This window comes from Mycobacterium sp. 1245805.9, assembly GCF_001672915.1.
Lineage (GTDB): Bacteria > Actinomycetota > Actinomycetes > Mycobacteriales > Mycobacteriaceae > Mycobacterium.
In genome coordinates, this window is the sequence record NZ_LZKR01000223.1 from 40,480 (window position 1) to 57,728 (window position 17,249).

At 69.8% G+C, this 17,249-nt stretch carries 17 protein-coding genes and 1 riboswitch; of the genes, 10 read left to right on the forward strand and 7 right to left on the reverse strand.

What is annotated here, in order from left to right; all coding sequences use genetic code 11:
• Positions 1-2 precede the first annotated feature (2 nt).
• Positions 3-428: a nuclear transport factor 2 family protein gene (locus tag A9X00_RS28870; RefSeq protein ID WP_067161835.1), complete on the reverse strand. Its 426-nt coding sequence runs from the start codon at positions 426-428 to the stop codon at positions 3-5.
• A gap of 32 nt (positions 429-460) precedes the next feature.
• On the reverse strand, positions 461-739 hold the full coding sequence (locus tag A9X00_RS32280) for an STAS/SEC14 domain-containing protein (RefSeq protein ID WP_369830804.1): 279 nt from the start codon (positions 737-739) through the stop codon (positions 461-463).
• A 228-nt stretch (positions 740-967) separates the two neighbouring features.
• On the opposite strand from A9X00_RS32280, the gene A9X00_RS28880 reads away from it, so the two are divergent.
• Positions 968-2,158, forward strand: a complete 1,191-nt coding sequence (locus A9X00_RS28880) for an FAD-binding domain (protein ID WP_067161716.1) — start codon at positions 968-970, stop codon at positions 2,156-2,158.
• 16 nt (positions 2,159-2,174) lie between these two features.
• Here the strand turns inward: A9X00_RS28880 and A9X00_RS28885 are convergent, their stop codons facing one another.
• Positions 2,175-2,912 (reverse strand): MBL fold metallo-hydrolase, encoded by a 738-nt coding sequence (locus tag A9X00_RS28885; RefSeq protein WP_067161719.1) that lies wholly within the window; start codon positions 2,910-2,912, stop codon positions 2,175-2,177.
• A gap of 29 nt (positions 2,913-2,941) precedes the next feature.
• On the opposite strand from A9X00_RS28885, the gene fgd reads away from it, so the two are divergent.
• From fgd to A9X00_RS28905, 4 genes are all read left to right on the forward strand, one after another.
• The gene (gene fgd / locus A9X00_RS28890; protein ID WP_067161722.1) at positions 2,942-3,952 is read left to right on the forward strand and encodes a glucose-6-phosphate dehydrogenase (coenzyme-F420); all 1,011 of its coding nucleotides are present in this window, start codon (positions 2,942-2,944) and stop codon (positions 3,950-3,952) included.
• Positions 3,945-6,041: a phosphate acetyltransferase gene (gene pta / locus A9X00_RS28895; protein WP_067161725.1), complete on the forward strand. Its 2,097-nt coding sequence runs from the start codon at positions 3,945-3,947 to the stop codon at positions 6,039-6,041. The genes fgd and pta overlap by 8 nt, the downstream gene beginning before the upstream one ends.
• Entirely contained in the window at positions 6,034-7,191 is a 1,158-nt protein-coding gene (locus A9X00_RS28900; protein WP_067161728.1) for an acetate kinase, read from the forward strand. Before pta ends, A9X00_RS28900 begins: the two co-directional genes overlap by 8 nt.
• A gap of 189 nt (positions 7,192-7,380) precedes the next feature.
• Positions 7,381-8,238 (forward strand): endonuclease domain-containing protein, encoded by an 858-nt coding sequence (locus A9X00_RS28905; RefSeq protein WP_067161731.1) that lies wholly within the window; start codon positions 7,381-7,383, stop codon positions 8,236-8,238.
• Between the two features lie 225 nt (positions 8,239-8,463).
• Here A9X00_RS28905 and A9X00_RS28910 read toward each other — a convergent pair whose 3' ends face one another.
• The 3 genes from A9X00_RS28910 to glnX are packed head-to-tail and all read right to left on the reverse strand — an operon-like array spanning position 8,464 to position 13,000.
• Entirely contained in the window at positions 8,464-10,722 is a 2,259-nt protein-coding gene (locus tag A9X00_RS28910; protein WP_067161734.1) for a serine/threonine-protein kinase PknG, read from the reverse strand.
• Positions 10,722-11,708 carry a glutamate ABC transporter substrate-binding protein gene (locus tag A9X00_RS28915; RefSeq protein WP_067161737.1) on the reverse strand — a complete coding sequence of 329 codons (987 nt, stop codon included), beginning with the start codon at positions 11,706-11,708 and terminating at the stop codon, positions 10,722-10,724. Before A9X00_RS28915 ends, A9X00_RS28910 begins: the two co-directional genes overlap by 1 nt.
• On the reverse strand, positions 11,681-13,000 hold the full coding sequence (gene glnX, locus A9X00_RS28920) for a protein kinase G-activating protein GlnX (RefSeq protein WP_067161740.1): 1,320 nt from the start codon (positions 12,998-13,000) through the stop codon (positions 11,681-11,683). Before glnX ends, A9X00_RS28915 begins: the two co-directional genes overlap by 28 nt.
• 123 nt (positions 13,001-13,123) lie before the next feature.
• Here glnX and A9X00_RS28925 point away from each other — a divergent pair, with 123 nt between their 5' ends.
• The gene (locus tag A9X00_RS28925; protein ID WP_067161742.1) at positions 13,124-13,756 is read left to right on the forward strand and encodes an NUDIX hydrolase; all 633 of its coding nucleotides are present in this window, start codon (positions 13,124-13,126) and stop codon (positions 13,754-13,756) included.
• Here A9X00_RS28925 and thiE read toward each other — a convergent pair.
• A complete protein-coding gene (gene thiE / locus A9X00_RS28930; RefSeq protein ID WP_067161745.1) occupies positions 13,728-14,396 on the reverse strand; it encodes a thiamine phosphate synthase in 669 nt (222 codons plus the stop codon). The two genes, A9X00_RS28925 and thiE, sit on opposite strands and share 29 nt — an antisense overlap.
• A gap of 28 nt (positions 14,397-14,424) precedes the next feature.
• Positions 14,425-14,535: riboswitch (TPP riboswitch) on the forward strand.
• Here thiE and thiO point away from each other — a divergent pair.
• The 4 genes from thiO (at position 14,526) to A9X00_RS28950 (ending at position 17,248) form a co-directional block, all read left to right on the forward strand.
• Complete coding sequence (gene thiO, locus A9X00_RS28935; protein ID WP_067161747.1) at positions 14,526-15,539, forward strand: glycine oxidase ThiO; 1,014 nt, start codon at positions 14,526-14,528, stop codon at positions 15,537-15,539. (Overlaps the previous riboswitch by 10 nt.)
• Entirely contained in the window at positions 15,536-15,733 is a 198-nt protein-coding gene (gene thiS, locus A9X00_RS28940) for a sulfur carrier protein ThiS (RefSeq protein ID WP_067161750.1), read from the forward strand. Before thiO ends, thiS begins: the two co-directional genes overlap by 4 nt.
• On the forward strand, positions 15,726-16,484 hold the full coding sequence (locus A9X00_RS28945) for a thiazole synthase (protein ID WP_067161753.1): 759 nt from the start codon (positions 15,726-15,728) through the stop codon (positions 16,482-16,484). Before thiS ends, A9X00_RS28945 begins: the two co-directional genes overlap by 8 nt.
• The gene (locus tag A9X00_RS28950; protein ID WP_067161756.1) at positions 16,481-17,248 is read left to right on the forward strand and encodes an SGNH/GDSL hydrolase family protein; all 768 of its coding nucleotides are present in this window, start codon (positions 16,481-16,483) and stop codon (positions 17,246-17,248) included. Before A9X00_RS28945 ends, A9X00_RS28950 begins: the two co-directional genes overlap by 4 nt.
• The last annotated feature ends 1 nt before the right edge of the window (position 17,249 follow it).

Here is a 17,249-nt window from a genome sequence, read left to right on the forward strand (position 1 = left end):
CCCTACTTGTGGTACGCGTCGTCCTGGATGACCTTCACGCCGCGCCAGCCCCAGTAGACGCAGTGGCGCTGGATCAACCCGTCGGCGATCTCCATGACCTCGACGAAATCCATTTGCTCACCGTCGGGCGCGTCGCGCGGGTATTCGAACATCATCGTTCGCGCACCGTCGGTGAGGTAGCCGGTGCGGTAGTAGGTGCGCAACGGCGGCTTGCGGGCGGCGACCCGCTCGAGCAGCGGCCGCAATTCGCTGTGGCCATGGACTATTCCGGTTTCGGTGCCCAACGTCAGCGGAACCGCCGGGCTCTCCAGCACGGCGTCGGGGGCATAGAGCGCCAGGAGCGCGTCGACGTCGTCTTCGCTGAGCGCCTTGTCCCACTCGTGGTAGATGCGTTCGGCCGCCTGCTGGAAACTCTCGTTGTCTGGCATGCGCACCGAGTACCCGGCTGGCGCGAATCTCATCACGATTCGACCGAGGCGGAAAGCTTGGTGCCGGCGAGTTTGACGAGGCTGACGATCGCGGCGCTCACGCCGCCGATGTATGCCTTGGCCATGTCAAGCGTGGACGCGTCGGCGCCGCCCGGCAACGAATTGAGCCACGCGACTGCGTCGTCGCGTTCGTTGTCCTGATACACCCGCACCGGACACGGCATCCACGCGCCGATGCTGCGGGCCGGCATCCGAATCCAGCCAAGATCGCTCACAACCGCGCAGCCATCGAGCAGCCGTGAGTAGCTCACCCCGAGTCGGGCATCCGCCCACAGCGCACCCGGTGTGATGCGCTGGAAGCCCGGGCCGAACTGGTACGGCCGTTACGGTTCCGACGGCTTCCAAGGCCTGGACCCCGTCGGGCATGCCCGTTAGTTCTTTCAGCACAACGCCCCCTCGCTCAGCAGGTTACGTAATTGCCTAGTGCAACTATTGCCTAATGATATAATCATGTTGGCTGCATTGGAGGAGGTCCGCGCATGAAGGTTGCCATCGTCGGAGCCGGCATCGCCGGCCCGACGCTCGCGTACTGGCTTTGTCGTTACGGCCACGAGCCGACCCTGATAGAAAAGGCGCCGCGGCTGCGCACGGGCGGCTACGTGGTGGATTTCTGGGGTGGCGGCTATTCCGTCGCCGAACGGATGGGGCTTACGCCGGAATTGCACGCCGCCGGTTACGTGGTCCGGGAAGTGCGCCTGGTGGACCGGAATTCGCGGAAGGTGGGGGGCTTTTCGGCGGAGTCGTTCCAGCGCAACCTCGATGGCCGCTTCGTCACCATTCCGCGCGGGGATCTCGCGGCAATGATCCATCGCTCGATCGACCCGCATGTCGAAACCGTGTTCGGTGAAAGCGTTTCGGCCATCGCGCAAGACGGCACCGGGGTTCGGGTCACGTTAGCGCGCGGCCAGTCGCGACGGTTCGACTTGGTCGTCGGCGCCGGTGGCATCCATTCGCCGGTGCGCGGCTTGGTGTTCGGGCCCGAGTCTGAATTCGAGGTCGACCTCGGCTACCGCGTGGCCGCCTTCGAAGTCCAGGGCTACCGGCCGCGCGACGAACTCATCTACCTCGCCTACACCACCCCCGGCCGAATGCTCGCGCGGTTCGCGATGCGGGGCGAAAAGACTTTACTTCTTTTCGTTTTCACTGCCGAGCACATGCGCGGTCCCGACCCACGGGACCTGCCGGAGGTCCGGACCACCCTGCGTCAGGTCTTCGGCGACACCGGGTGGGAATGCCCCGAGATCCTGCGAGAACTCGACGGCGCCCCCGACGTGTACTTCGACCGTGTGAGCCAAATCGTCATGGACCGCTGGTCGCAGGGGCGGGTCGCGCTCATCGGCGACGCCGCGGCCGCGGTCTCGTTGTTGGCGGGGGAGGGGACGGGTCTGGCGATGGTGCAGGGCTACGTGCTCGCCGGCGAACTCGGCCGCGACGGTGCCGATCACCGCGAGGCGTTTCTGCGCTATGAACGGCGGCTGCGTCCGATCGTCGAGGCCAGGCAGCGGTCGGCGCGCGCGTTCGCCTCGATGTTCGCGCCGAAGACTGCGCTCGGATTGTGGGCCCGGAATCAGTCATCCAAATTGCTGGACATCCCGTGGCTGGCCGACCGGCTCATCGGGAGCGAATTCCGCGACGACATCGCCTTGCCCGAGTATGTCGATTCGCGCTAGCTCTTCGCCCAGTTCGTCATTGCGCCCGCTTGAGCGCCGCCTCCGTCGCCTCGCGGATGGGGCCGCGCCACACGTCGCCGTGACCGGGCAGCAGCACCTCGGTGTCCAGCGCGGCCAGCGCCTCCAGGCTGCGCAGGCAGTTCTGCTGGTCGTGGCTGAACACCGCCGGTAGCAGTTGGGGCCCGCCGCGGCGCAGCAGCGGGTGGCCGGTGATCAGCGCGTCGCCACTGGCCAGCACGCCGTCGACGACATATGAGCAATGCCCGCCGGTGTGTCCCGGGGTGGCGACGGCCGTCGGGTTGCCGGGCAGGCCGGCGGCCACCTCGGCGGTCAGCGGCAGCGTCGACGGGATGCCGTCGCGGATCAGCCCGCCGTTGCGCACCACGTGAACGCCCCAGACCGCCCACCGCGGCCGCCAAATGCGCAGTGCCACATCGAGAATGGACACCTGCTCCAGGTACTCGCGCTTGGCGTGCCCCACCTCGTCGGCGTGGCAGTACACCGGGGTGCCGTGCTCGCGGGCGAACCAGATCGCCGAGCCCAAATGGTCGATGTGTGCGTGGGTCAGCAGGATGGCGCGCACGTCGCCCGCGCCGTAGCCCAGCTGGCACAGCGAGGCCAACACGTCCTCGCGGTCCCCGGGGTATCCGGCGTCGATCAGCATCACGCCGGCGCCGTCGACGACAAGGGTCCAGTTAACGGCGTGGCCCTGGGCGAGGTAGACGGTGTCGGTGACCTGAACTAGCTGCGCCATGCCCGCGAGTCTAGGAGTAGAAATAAGCCGTGGCTGAACTCAAACTTGGATACAAGGCGTCCGCCGAACAATTCGCACCCCGTGAGCTCGTCGAACTCGCTGTCGCCGCCGAAGCGCACGGCATGGACAGCGCAACCGTCAGCGACCACTTCCAACCGTGGCGGCACAAGGGCGGGCACGCCCCGTTCTCGCTGGCCTGGATGACCGCGGTCGGGGAGCGCACCGAACGGATCGTGCTGGGCACCTCGGTGCTCACCCCGACCTTCCGGTACAACCCCGCCGTCATCGCCCAGGCCTTCGCCACCATGGGCTGCCTCTACCCGAACCGCATCTTCCTGGGCGTCGGCACCGGCGAGGCGTTGAACGAGATCGCCACCGGATACGAGGGCGAGTGGCCGGAGTTCAAGGAGCGCTACGCGCGGCTGCGCGAGTCGGTGAAACTGATGCGCGAACTGTGGCTCGGCGACCGTGTCGACTTCCAGGGCGAGTACTACAAGACGAAGGGCGCCTCGATCTACGACGTGCCCGAGGGCGGTATCCCGATCTACATCGCCGCGGGCGGACCGCAGGTGGCGAAGTACGCCGGGCGCGCCGGCGACGGTTTCATCTGCACCTCCGGCAAGGGCGAAGAGCTCTACAAGGACAAGCTGATCCCCGCGATGCGCGAGGGCGCCGAAGCGGCGGGCAAGAACCCCGACGATATCGACCGGATGATCGAGATCAAGATCTCCTACGACACCGACCCGGAACTGGCCCGGGAGAACACCCGGTTCTGGGCGCCGCTCTCGCTGACCGCCGAGCAGAAGCACAGCATCGACGACCCGATCGAGATGGAGAAGGCCGCCGACGCGCTGCCGATCGAGCAGATCACCAAGCGCTGGATCGTCGCGTCGGACCCCGACGAGGCCGTCGAAAAGGTCGGGCAATACGTCGAGTGGGGCCTCAACCACCTGGTGTTCCACGCGCCGGGTCACGACCAGCGCCGGTTCCTGGAGCTCTTCGAAAAGGACCTGGCGCCCAGGCTGCGCCGACTTGGCTGAACCCGGGCCTTTAGCGGCACCTTCGTCAAAGGCCATCTACATCGCCGCGCCCGAGCCGGAGACCGGCAAGTCGACGATCGCGCTGGGGCTGCTGCACCGCCTGACCGCGACCGTCGCCAGGGTCGGCGTGTTCCGCCCGATCACGCGCCTCGGCGAGGACCGCGATTACATCCTCGAGCTGCTGCTCGAGCACACTACCGCCGGCCTGTCCTATGAGCAGTGTGTCGGCGTGACCTACCAGCAGCTGCACGCCGACAGCGACGGCGCGATCGCGAGCATCGTCGACTCCTACCACGCGATGGCGCAGGCCTGCGACGTCGTCGTGATCGTCGGCAGCGACTACACGGACGTCACGCGGCCCGCCGAGCTCTCCGTCAACGCGCGCATCGCGGCCAACCTCGGCGCGCCGGTGCTGCTCGCGGTGAGCGGCAAGGGGCGCACCCCGACCGAGGTAGCCGGCGTCGTCGAGGTGTGCCTGGCCGAGCTGAACGCCCAGCACGCCCACACCGCGGCGGTGGTGGCCAACCGGTGCGACCCGGCGCGGCTGGCGGAGGTCAGCGCGGCGTTGCGGGCGTTCACCCAGCGCAGCTACGTGCTGCCCGAGGCGCCGCTGCTGTGCGCGCCGACGGTGGCCGAGCTGGAGCGGGCCGTGGGCGGGACACCGGTCAGCGGCGAAGCGTCGCTGCGCGAGCGCGAGGTCACCGACGTGCTGGTCGCCGGGATGACCGCCGATCACGTGCTGGAACGGCTGCGCGACGGCCAGGCGGTGATCACCCCGGGCGACCGCTCCGACGTGGTGCTGGCCGTCGCCAGCGCCCATGCGGCGGAAGGGTTTCCGTCGCTGTCGTGCCTGGTGCTCAACGGCGGGTTCGAGCTGCATCCGTCGATCGCGGCGCTGGTGAGCGGTCTGCGGCTGCGGCTGCCGATCATCGCGACCGCGCTGGGCACCTACGACGCGGCCAGCGCGGCCGCCGCGGCCCGCGGCCGGGTCACCGCGACGTCGCAGCGCAAGATCGACACCGCGCTCGAGCTGATGGACCGCCACGTCGACATCGCGGATCTGCTTGCCCAGCTGACGATTTCGGTTCCGACCGTGATCACCCCGCAGATGTTCACCTACCAGCTGCGGCTGCGGGCCCAGGCCGACCGCAGGCACATCGTCCTCCCCGAGGGCGACGACGACCGCATCCTCCGCTCCGCCGGCCGCCTGCTGCAGCGCGGCGTCGCCGACCTGACGATCCTGGGCGACGAGGCCCAAATCCGGCTGCGCTCGGCCGAACTCGGGGTGAATCTCGACGGGGCTCAGGTGATCGACCCGCTGGAGAGTGAATTGCTTGGTCAGTTCGCCGACCAGTACGCGGAGCTGCGCAAGGCGAAGGGCATCACCGCCGAGCACGCCCGCGAGATCATGCGCGACGCCACGTATTTCGGCACCATGCTGGTGCACAACGGCGCCGTCGACGGCATGGTGTCGGGCGCAGCGCACACCACCGCGCACACCGTCCGGCCGGCGTTCGAGATCATCAAGACCGTGCCGGACGTCTCCACCGTCTCCAGCGTCTTCTTCATGTGCCTGCCCGACCGGGTGCTGGTCTACGGCGACTGCGCGATCATCCCCAATCCGACGTCCGAGCAGCTCGCCGACATCGCGATCAGCTCCGCCCGCACTGCCGCGCAGTTCGGCGTCGAGCCGAGGGTGGCCATGCTGTCCTACTCGACCGGCGACTCCGGCACCGGCGCCGACGTCGACAAGGTCAGGGCAGCAACGGATTTGGTGCGCCAACGCGATCCGAACCTGCTGGTAGAGGGGCCCATTCAGTACGACGCCGCGATCGAGCCGTCCGTCGCGGCCACCAAGCTGCGGGATTCCCCGGTGGCCGGGCACGCCACGGTGCTGATCTTTCCGGACCTCAACACCGGCAACAACACCTACAAGGCGGTGCAGCGCAGCGCCGGGGCCATCGCGATCGGCCCGGTGCTGCAGGGGCTGCGCAAGCCCGTCAACGACCTGTCCCGCGGCGCGCTGGTCGAGGACATCGTGAACACCGTCGCGATCACCGCGATCCAGGCACAGGCCCTCCATGGCTGACGCGGGCCGCCTCGTGCTGGTGATCAACTCCGGATCGTCGTCCCTGAAATATCAACTGGTGGACCCGGATTCGGGCGCGGCGCGGGCGTCGGGCCACATCGAGCGGATCGGCGAGGACGGGTCCGAAGTTCCCGATCACGAGGCCGCGCTGCATCGCGCCTTCGACACGCTTGCCGGGGACGGCATCGAACTGCGGACCTGTGGGCTGCTGGCGGTCGGGCACCGGGTGGTGCACGGCGGCAACGAGTTCTACCGGCCCACGTTGATGGACGACGCACGGATCGCCGCGCTGACGAAGCTGTCCGAGTTGGCCCCGCTGCATAATCCGCCCGCGCTCAAGGGAATCGAGGTGGCGCGCAAGCTGCTGCCGGACTTTCCCCACGTGGCGGTGTTCGACACGGCGTTCTTCCACGACATGCCTCCAGCCGCGGCGACGTACGCCATCGACCGCGAGGTGGCCGAGCGGTGGCAGATCCGCCGCTACGGGTTTCACGGCACGTCGCACCGCTACGTCAGCGAACAGGCCGCCGCCTTCCTGGACCGCCCGCTCGGTGGCCTGAAACAGATTGTGCTGCACCTGGGTAACGGTTCCTCGGCGTCGGCCATCGCCGGCACCCGGCCGATCGACACCTCGATGGGCCTGACCCCGCTGGAGGGCCTGGTGATGGGCACCCGCAGCGGCGACATCGACCCCAGCATCGTCAGCTACCTGTGGCACCGGGCCCAGATGGCCGTCGACGACGTCGAGTCGATGCTCAACCACCGGTCCGGGGTGCTGGGCCTGGCCGGCGAACGGGACTTCCGGCGGCTGCGGTCCATGATCGAATCCGGCGATGGCGCGGCGCAATTGGCCTACAGCGTGTTCATTCACCGGTTGCGCAAGTACATCGGCGCCTACCTGGCGGTGCTAGGGCACACCGACGTCATCAGCTTCACCGCCGGGATCGGCGAGAACGACGCGGCGGTGCGTCGCGATGCGGTGGCTGGCCTCGAGGAGCTGGGGGTCGTGCTCGACGAGCGCCGCAACCTTAGCGGCGGCCGGGGCGCGCGGCAGATTTCCGCGGAGTCGTCGCCGATCGCCGTGCTGGTGATACCGACCAACGAGGAACTGGCCATCGCCCGCGACTGCGTGCGCGCGCTAAGCGGTTAGGAAGCCCAGGCTCTTTCGTCCCGGGCTGCGACCGCGCTGTGTGTGCACCCACGGCTTTGCCTGTGAACTGGCGGCGGGATTCGGCCGATTTTCTCGCCCTGTATGCACACGTAAAGCCACCCATTCACACGCAATCACCCTGTGGATAGAGGAACTCGCGGGTTGGGGTCGGCGTGCGACCGTTCCGGCATGGAATTGGGAAAACCGTTCATCGGCAGCGAGGCATTGGCATCCGGGGCGTTAAACCGGCATCAACTGCGCACGCGTTACAGCGCAGTCTTTCCGAACGTCTACCTACCGAACGGTGCCGAGCCGTCCCTTGAGCAGCGGATCACCGCGGCCTGGCTGTGGTCGAAGAGGTCGGCGACGATCGTGGGAGCGGCCGCAGCGGCGCTGCACGGCTCCAAGTGGATTCCCGCCAATGTTCCGATCGAGCTGAACCAGGCCAACACGCGGCCACCGCTCGGCGTGCTGACGCGGCGCGACGCGCTGGCCGACGGCGAGACGCAGGTGATGGGCGGGCGCACCGTCACCACACCCGAGCGCACCGCCTTCGACATCGGCCGGCGCGGCGCCATTCGTTCGGCCGTCGTCCGGCTCGACGCGCTCGCGCGCGCAACGGGTTTCAAGACCGAGGACGTGCTGCGCATCGCGAAGTGCCATCCCCACGCGCCTGGGCTGCGGCGATTGGAGGCCGCGCTGCAGCTCGTCGATCCGGGCTCCGCGTCACCTAGGGAAAGCTACCTGCGGATGCTCCTCATCGACGCCGGGCTGCCCAGGCCGCAGACCCAGATACCGGTACTCGGCGTCGATGGCATGCCAGTCGCTCACATCGATGTGGGCTGGGATGAGTACATGGTCGGCGTTGAATATGACGGTGATCAACACCAGACCGACCGCCGGCAATACGTCTACGACATTCAGCGCTTGGAGACGCTCGAGCGAATGGGCTGGATCATCGTCCGGGTCGTCGCGGAGGATCACCGCGCAAATATCGTGCGCCGAGTCCGCGCGGCGTTGATCGAACGCGGTTGGGCCGCATGCTGACTCGTTGAGTGTGAGCTGGCGGTTTTGAGTGTGAGGCAGTGGCGGGATCCGGGCGTTTTTCCCGCCCAGGATTCACACGCTGATGCATCGGCTCGTTGAGTGTGAGCTGACGGTTTTGAGTGTGAGGCGGTGGCGGGGTCCGGGCGTTCTTCCCGCCCAGGATTCACACGGAAAGTCCAGGATTCACACGCGGCGCGAAGAGGGCCGCCAAAACCCAAGCCCGAACTAGAACGTGCTCGTGGGACGCACCTTGTTGGCCATGTCCACCAGCGTGTAGCGGTGCCGCTGCGTGGGCGCGACGCGGGCCAGGCTGCGCAGCGACGCCTCGACGCCCAGCCGCAGGCCGTGCTCGGTGAACGGGAAGCCGAGGATGTGGTTGGTGCTGGCCTCGTTGTCCTGCAGCCAGTCCATCGCACCGCCCAGCACCAGGGCGCGGATCTGCAGCACCCGCGGCTCGGTGGGCGGCAGCGCCTCCACGCGGCGGGCCGCGTCGCGGATCTGCGCCTCGGTGATCTCGCGGGTGGAGCGGCCGGACATCAGCGTCACCGCGCTGGTCAGCCGCGCGGTGGTGAAATGCCTTGAGGTGGGCGGCACCTCGTCCAGCGTGTTCACCGCTTCCTCGCGATTGCCTTCGGCCGAAAGGGACCTGGCCAATCCGAACGCCGCGGAGATCACACCGTCGTTGGTCTTCCACACCGTCTCGTAGAACTTGTGCTCGTCGGGCTGCCCGGCCAGTTCGGCGGTGGCGGCCAGCGCCAGCTTGGGCGCGAGCTCGCCGGGAAAGGTGTCCAGCACCTCGGTGAAATGCTTTGTGGCCGAGTCGTAGTCGCCGGTCAGCAGCTCGGAGACGGCCCGGTACCACACCAGCCGCCACCGCCAGCCGACCCGCTCGGCGAGGTCGTCGAGCTTGCGGGTGGCCTTGGCCACGTCGCCCAGGTCCAGCAGCGCGCGGACCTCCATCAGCGGCAGCTCGATCGACTCGGCCACCTCGATGCCGTCGGCGTCCAGCGAACCGTGCCGCGCGGCGCGCAACGAGTCCAGCGTCTGCACCGGCTGGGACAGCACCGTCGCCTGCAGCACCGGGGCGGCGACGTCGGCCGGATCGACCAGCGGCACCGGCAGCGCGGTCACGATCTCGCGGGCCGTCAGCTTCTCGGAATGGACCTGGCCGTCCAGGTACACATCGGTGTGCGCGACCAGCAGGTCGACCCCGAACGTCGAACGGCTGGGGGAGAAGATCGTCGACAGGCCGGGCCGCGGGATCCGCGTGTCCTGGGCGACCACCTCCCGCAGCACGCCCATCAATTGGGCCGACATCTCCTCGGCGGTGGAAAACCGGCGCCGCGGGTCGGGGTCGGTGGCGCGGCGCAGCAGCCGGCCGAACGAGTCGTAGTTCTTCAGCACGGGGTCGTCGTCCGGCAGCCCGTCGACGTAGCGGCCGTTGCGGGTGCGCAGGTTCAGCGTCAGCGCCGCCAGCGTCCGCCCCACCGTGTAGATGTCCGTGGCCACCGTCGGGCCGGTCCGCACGATCTCCGGCGCCTGGAAACCCGGTGTGCCGTAAAGATATCCGAACGAATTGATCCGCGACACCGCGCCCAGGTCGATCAGCTTGAGCTGCTCCTCGGTGAGCATGATGTTCTCCGGCTTCAGGTCGTTGTAGACCAGGCCGATGGAATGCAGGTAGCTCAGCGCGGGCATGATCTCGAGCAGGTAGGCGATGGCCTCGGAGACGGGCAGCTTCTCGGACTTCCCGTCCTTGAGTTGGCGCCGCAGCGACTGCCCGCCGATGTACTCCATGACGATGTAGCCGACCGGCTCCCCGTGCCGGTCGGTGTGCTCGACGAAGTTGAAGATCTGCACGATCTGCGGGTGCACCACCTCGGCGAGGAACTGGCGCTCGGCCATCGCGATCGCCTGCGCCTCGGCGTCCCCTGAATGCACCAGGCCCTTGAGCACAACCGGGCGGTCGTTGACGTTGTGGTCGACCGCCAGGTACACCCAGCCCAGCCCGCCGTGCGCGATGCAGCCCTTCACCTCGTACTGGCCCGCGACGATGTCGCCCGGATTCAGCTGCGGCAGAAACGAATACGGGCTCCCGCAGGCGGGGCACCAGCCCTCCGACGCGCCCTTGCCCTCCGAGCCCGACCGGCCGACGGGCTTTCCGCAGTTCCAGCAGAAGCGCTTGGACTCCGGCACCACCGGGTTGGTCATCAGCGCCTCGAGCGGATCGATGTCGCGCACGCGCGGGATCTCGACCAGCCCACCGGCGAGGTGCCGGGTCGGCGGCAGCACCCGCGTTGCCACCGTCATCCGCTCCGGCGCGTCGGTGTCTATGCCGGGGATGAGGAAATCGTCGTCGTCATCGTCGTCGAAGTCGGGACGGAACAGCGCCTGGGTGGCCTGCGGCCGCGACTCCGCCGCCGCGCCGGTCTGCACGTCGGGCGCCTGGGTGCCGACCTCTTCGGAATCCATCGGCTCGCCCATCAGTCCACATACCTCGGCGTCGGCGGGGCGGGCGCCGGTCCCAGAACCGTCAACCACTTGCGGTACAACGTGTTCCACGTCCCGTCGCGGCGGATGCGTTCCAGCGTGCCGTTGACGAACCGGACCAGCCCGGGGTTGTTCAGGTTGACACCGATGCCGTACGGCTGGGTGGCCATGTTGGGCCCGACGATGTGCAGGTACGGGTCCTCCTCCACCAGCCCGGCCAGGATCGAGTCGTCGGTGCTGACGGCGTCGATCTCGCGCTGCTGCATGGCCACCAGGCAGTCGGCCCAGTTCACCACCGACACGATCACCGGCGCCGGGTCGATCTGCTGGATGCGGTGCAGCGACGTGGTGCCCCGCGCCACGCACACCCGCTTGCCGGACAGGTCGGCCGCCCGGACGATCGGCGAGTCGCGCGGCGCCAGGATGCGCTGGTTGGCGTCGAGGTAGACGGTGGAGAAGTTCACCAGCTTGCGCCGCTCGCAGGTGATCGTCATGGTCTTGACGACGACGTCGACCTCGTTGCGCTGCAGCGCGGTGACCCGTTCGTCCGATGACAGGATGCGGTACTCGACGTGCGACGGGGCGCCGAAGATGTCGCGCGCGATCTCGCCGGCGATGTCGACGTCGAAGCCGGTGATCTCGCCGGTGATCGGGTCGCGGAAGCTGAACAGGTTGCTGCCGATGTCGAGCCCGACGATCAGCCGGCCGCGGGCGCGGATGTCGGCGACGGCGGCGTCCGCCTCGGCCTTGTTGGGGAAGGGGCGCAGGCTGGCGGTCAGGTCGCAGCCCTGACTCGGGTCGTCCGGGGGCAGCGGCGGCTCCGGCGGCAGCTGCTGCATGCCGACCGGCGTGGGCGGCGGCAGCGTCGGCACGGTCGCCACGGTCAGCGACTCGGTGTGGCCGCAGCCGGCAAGCAGGCCGACCGCCGCGAGCGCCGCCAGGCGGCGCCTGATCACCGGTACTCCTTGAGCCGCGGCCACAGGCCCAGCGCGACGGCGATGGCCGCGCCGAGGGACAGCACCACGCCGCCCACCTGGGCGCCGGACAAGCCGCTGCGCGCGTTGAGCACGTCGTTGCGCAGGTGGGTGCGGCTCTGGTCCATGGCCTTGCCGAGCTCGTCCTCGAGCTTGTCGAACGCCGGGGTGGAGTCGTCCTCGCCGCTGCCGAGCGCGACCTGGGTGGCGGCGCGGTAATTGCCCACCGAGATGTAGGAGTTGATCCGGTCGTTGGCCTGCCGCCAGCGCAGCAGCAGCTGATCGGCGCCCTGCAGGTCGGGCTTGTCGACGGCGTCGCTGCGGGACATGTACTGGTCGAGCTGCTGATGCATGGAGTCGATGCGCTGATAGAACGACTGCTTGCGCATCTCCTCGTCACCGCGGCGGATCAGCGAGAGCGTCTCGTCGGCCCGCGCCTGCTGCGCGGTGATGGCGACGTTGGTGACGGTCCGCAGGGACTCCGCGGCGGTGTCCTTGGCGCTGCGACTCGCGGTCGTCGAAATGGTCAGCGCGGTCCCGACCCATACCACCATGACGAGGATACCGAGGGCGCCGACGACCAGCCCCGGGTTGATTCGGCGCCGGGTGCGGCGGGCCAGCCAGCGATGCGAGAACGCGCCGAAGACCACCGTGCTGGCGACGACGAGGATCACCGGGGCGGGAAAGTGCGTGGATGCGGTGGTTTCGCTGTCCACCCGATCGGAGGTCGCCTGGTACAGCTGCGCCGCGTCGGGCAGGATCCGCGACTGCATCAGCCCCGAGGCCTCCGACAGGTACGACGACCCGACCGGGTTGCCCTCCCGGTTGTTGGTCCGCGCGATCTCGATCAGCCCGGTGTAGACGGCCAGCTCGGCGTTGATCCGGCCGAGCAACTGGATGAGCGGTTCGTCGGTCAGCCCGCTGGATGCCCTCGTCACGGCCACCGCGGCGTCCGTGATCGCCTGCTCGTAGCGCTGCCGCACCGGGCGCGGCTCGGCCTGCGCGATGAACGCGGTGGCCGCCGCGGCGTCGGCCACCGACAGCGTGGTGTAGAGCCGTCCGGCGGCGAACGACAGCGGCTCGGTGTGGTTGAGCACCGTGGACAGCACCTGCTGGCGGTGGTTGATGGTCGTCGAGGTGGCGAAGGCGCTGGAGACGCCGAGGGCCGCCAGCACGATCCCGATCGTCAGGATGCGGCCCGGCGTCGTCGAGATGAACCACCAGCGGGGATGGGCCGGTTCGGCCGGCGACCGCGACCCCTTCGGTTCGGTCGACGGGTGCGCCAGCTCAACCGTCACGTCTACTCAGCCCTCATAACTTTCGGCCCACGAACCCGGATAAGCGAATTCTAAGAGAATGTTCGGGCGGATGGGGGGAGGCGAGTCAATTGACCGGCGGGGTCGCCTGCCTATCCTGATCTCGTGCAGGGCGACGGCGACGGATGGGTGGTATCCGACAGCGGCGCCCACTACTGGGGCCGCTACGGCGCGGCCGGGTTGCTGTTGCGCGCGCCGCGGCCCGACGGCACGCCCGCGGTCCTGCTGCAGCATCGCGCGGTGTGGAGCCACCAGGGCGGGACGTGGGGCCTGCCGGGCGGCGCCCGGGACAGCCACGAGACGCCGGAGCAGACCGCCGTCCGCGAGGCGCACGAGGAGGCCGGCCTGCTGGCCGAGCGGCTCGCCGTGCGCGCCGCCGTCGTCACCGCCCTGGTGGCCGGGCTCGGCGGCACCCGCTGGACCTACACCACCGTCGTCGCCGACGCGGCCGAGTTGCTGGACACCGTGCCGAACCGGGAAAGCGCCGAGATGCGCTGGGTCGCCGAGAACGAGGTCGCCGACCTGCCGCTGCATCCCGGCTTCGCGGCCAGCTGGCAGCGGCTGCGCACCGCGCCTGCGCTGTTGCCGCTCGACCAGGGCGACGAACGGCGCCACCACCTGCCGCGCACGCTGGAGGTCGAGGCCGGGGTCTTCGTGTGGTGCATGCCGGGTGACGCCGACGAGGAGCCGTCGCAGCTTTCTCGCCTGGTCAGCTCGCTGCTGCAAGCGCCGACCTGAGCGCCTCGGCCGCCGCGCGCGGGTCCTCGGCCGCGGTGATCGCCCGCACCACCACGATCCGGCGGGCGCCGGCCTCGAGCACCTGGGGCAGCCGCCTTGTGTCGATGCCGCCGATCGCGAACCACGGCTTGGCCCCGCCGACGCGGGCGGCCTCGCGCACCAGCTCCAGGCCCGGCGCGGCGCGACCGGGTTTGGTCGGGGTGGGCCAGCACGGCCCGACGCAGAAGTAGTCGGCCTCGGCGGCGGCCGTGGCCATCTGGCCCGCGTCGTGGCTGGACAGGCCGATCAGCACCTCCGGCCCGGCGATGTCGTGTGCCACGGCCGGCGGCAGGTCGCCCTGGCCCAGGTGCAGCACGTCGGCGCCGGCCGCGCGGGCGATGTCGGCGCGGTCGTTGACCGCGAACAGGGCGCCGTGCCGGCGGGCCGCGTCGGCGAGGATCTCGAGCGCGGCCAGCTCGTCGCGGGCCTCGAGCGGACCGAATCGCTGCTCACCCGCCGACCCCTTGTCGCGCAGCTGGACGATGTCGACCCCACCGGCCAGGGCGGCGTCGACGAACTCGGCCAGGTCGCCGCGCTCGCGCCGCGCGTCGGTACACAAATACAGGCGCGCTGCCGCGAGGCGGGTGGACGGTTGGTGCACACCGCGACGCTAGCGCGCTAGCGTGGAACCCGAAGAGCACGGGAGTCCTAGCGACCGGGGACTGAGAGTGGGCGCGCACGCCCTTACCGTCACACCTGATCCGGGTCATGCCGGCGAAGGGAGCAAAGGATGCAAGTGGCCGACTCGGTCTCAGTCATAGGCGGCGGCGTCATCGGGCTGTCGGTGGCGCGCCGGGCGGCGCGGGCCGGCTGGTCGGTCGCCGTGCACCACACCGGCGAACCGGGTGCGTCCTGGGTGGCGGGCGGCATGCTCGCCCCGCACAGCGAGGGCTGGCCCGGCGAAGAGCGGTTGCTGCGGCTGGGCCTGGAATCGCTGCGGCTGTGGCGCGAGGGCGGCTTCACCGACGGCTGGCCGGCGGGGGTGATCACCGCCCGCGAGTCGCTGGTGGTGGCCGTCGACCGCGCCGACGTGGCCGACCTGCGCACCGTCGCCGACTGGTTGTCCGAGCAGGGCCACCCGGTGGCGTGGGAGCCGGCCGCCCGCGACGTGGAACCGCTGCTGGCGCAAGGCATCCGGCACGGCTTTCGCGCGCCCACCGAGCTGGCGGTGGACAACCGCGCCGTGCTCGACGCGCTGCGCCGCGACTGCGAAAGCCTCGGGGTGCGGTGGGCCGGGCCGGTGAGCGACCTCGAGCGGGTCGAGGCCGACGCGGTGGTGATCGCCAACGGCGTCGACGCGCCCGCCCTGTGGCCGGGGCTGCCGGTGCGGCCGGTGAAGGGCGAGGTGCTGCGCCTGCGCTGGCGGAAGGGATGTATGCCGTTGCTGCAAAGGGTGATTCGCGCCCGCGTGCACGGCCGGCAGGTGTACCTGGTGCCGCGCGCCGACGGCGTGGTCGTCGGCGCCACCCAGTACGAGCACGGGCGCGACACCGCCCCGGTGGTGTCGGGGGTGCGCGACCTGCTCGACGACGCGTGCGCGGTGCTGCCGGCGCTCGGCGAGTATGAGCTGGCCGAGTGCGCGGCCGGGCTGCGCCCGATGACACCCGATAACCTGCCCCTCGTGCGACGCGTCGACGAGCGAACCCTGGTCGCGGCGGGCCACGGCCGGTCCGGATTCCTGCTGGCGCCGTGGACCGCCGAACAGATCGTCGCCGAGCTGGCCCCGGTCGGAGCGCGGTCATGATCGTCACGGTCAACGAGAAAACCGTCGAGGTCGACGAGCGGACCACGGTCGCCGCGCTGCTGGAGTCGCTGGGATTTCCCGGCCGCGGCATCGCGGTGGCGATGGACGACACCGTGCTCCCGCGATCCAACTGGACCGCAAGGCTATCCGACGGTGCGCGGCTCGAGGTGGTGACGGCGGTGCAAGGTGGCTGATTCCAAACTGACGATCGCCGATCGCAGCTTCGCCTCACGGCTCATCATGGGCACCGGGGGAGCGACGAACCTGGCGGTGCTCGAGGAGGCGCTGATCGCGTCGGGCACCGAGCTGACCACCGTGGCGATCCGCCGCGTCGACGCCGAGGGCGGGACCGGACTGCTGGACCTGCTCAACCGCCTGGGCATCACGCCGCTGCCCAACACCGCGGGCTGCCGCGGTGCGGCCGAGGCGGTGCTCACCGCGCAGCTCGCACGCGAGGCGCTGGACACCAACTGGGTCAAGCTCGAGGTGATCGCCGACGAACGCACGCTGCTGCCCGACGCCGTCGAATTGGTCCGCGCGGCAGAGCAATTGGTCGACGACGGGTTTGTCGTGCTGCCCTACACCAACGACGACCCGGCGCTGGCCCGCCGGCTCGAGGATGCCGGTTGCGCGGCGGTGATGCCGCTCGGCGCACCCATCGGCACCGGCCTGGGCATCACGAACCCGCACAACATCGAGATGATCGTCGCGCGGGCCGGCGTCCCGGTGGTGCTCGACGCGGAGATCGGCACCGCGAGCGACGCCGCGCTGGCGATGGAATTGGGTTGCGACGCCGTGCTGTTGGCGACCGCGGTGACCCGCGCCGCGGACCCGCCGGCGATGGCCGCCGCCATGGCCGCGGCCGTCACCGCCGGATACCTGGCGCGCCGGGCCGGGCGGATCCCCAAACGGTTCTGGGCGCAGGCGTCGTCCCCCGAGTTATGAAACGCTATGTCGCGCTCGGCAGTTCGATGGCCGCCGGACCTGGCATCCGCCCCCGCGCCGAGGGCGCCCCGCTTTGGTCGGGACGATCCGCCCGCAACTACCCGCACCTAATCGCCGAACGGCTGAGCCTCAGGCTGGTCGACGTCACCTTTTCCGGCGCGACCACCGCCCACGTGCTCGCCGATCACCAGCGTGGCGCGCCGCCGCAGATCACGGCGCTGGACGGCTCGGAGAGCCTGGTCACGGTGACCATCGGTGGCAACGACGTCGGCTACGTTCCGCTGTTGATGGTCGCCGCCCTGCCGCCGGCCGCGCGGCGCCTGCCGGTGTTGGGCGGGCTGATATCCGATCTGTTGGACCGTGACACGCGGGATCGGGCCCTGGCCGACGTGTTCGATTCGTTGTGCGCGGTCGGGACGGCGCTGCGGCAGCGCGCGCCGAAGGCCCGGATCGTTTTCGTCGACTACCTGACGATCCTGCCGCCCGCGGGTACCCCGGCCCCGCCGCTGGCGCAGGCGGACGCCGACCTCGGCCGCCACGTGGCCGCGAGCCTCGAACGCCTCACGAGCGAGGCGGCCGCGGCGACCGGGTGCGAGGTCGTCGGCGCCGCCGCGGCCAGCCGGGATCACCACGCCTGGTCGGCCGAGCCGTGGACGACGCGGCGGACGCGCTACGGCGTGCCTCTGCCGGGCCGGCCGGCCCCGCTGCACCCCAACGATGCCGGGATGCGCGCGGTCGCGGAATTACTTGCCGCGCAACTGTAGA

Bases quoted from the DNA above. Each gene is read 5' to 3' on its own strand.
- A9X00_RS28870 (WP_067161835.1), bottom strand. From the start codon at position 428: ATGCCAGACAACGAGAGTTTCCAGCAGGCGGCCGAACGCATCTACCAC.
- A9X00_RS28880 (WP_067161716.1), top strand. From the start codon at position 968: ATGAAGGTTGCCATCGTCGGAGCCGGCATCGCCGGCCCGACGCTCGCG.
- A9X00_RS28885 (WP_067161719.1), bottom strand. From the start codon at position 2,912: ATGGCGCAGCTAGTTCAGGTCACCGACACCGTCTACCTCGCCCAGGGC.
- A9X00_RS28900 (WP_067161728.1), top strand. From the start codon at position 6,034: ATGGCTGACGCGGGCCGCCTCGTGCTGGTGATCAACTCCGGATCGTCG.
- A9X00_RS28905 (WP_067161731.1), top strand. From the start codon at position 7,381: ATGGAATTGGGAAAACCGTTCATCGGCAGCGAGGCATTGGCATCCGGG.
- A9X00_RS28910 (WP_067161734.1), bottom strand. From the start codon at position 10,722: ATGGGCGAGCCGATGGATTCCGAAGAGGTCGGCACCCAGGCGCCCGAC.
- thiO (WP_067161747.1), top strand. From the start codon at position 14,526: ATGCAAGTGGCCGACTCGGTCTCAGTCATAGGCGGCGGCGTCATCGGG.
- thiS (WP_067161750.1), top strand. From the start codon at position 15,536: ATGATCGTCACGGTCAACGAGAAAACCGTCGAGGTCGACGAGCGGACC.
- A9X00_RS28950 (WP_067161756.1), top strand. From the start codon at position 16,481: ATGAAACGCTATGTCGCGCTCGGCAGTTCGATGGCCGCCGGACCTGGC.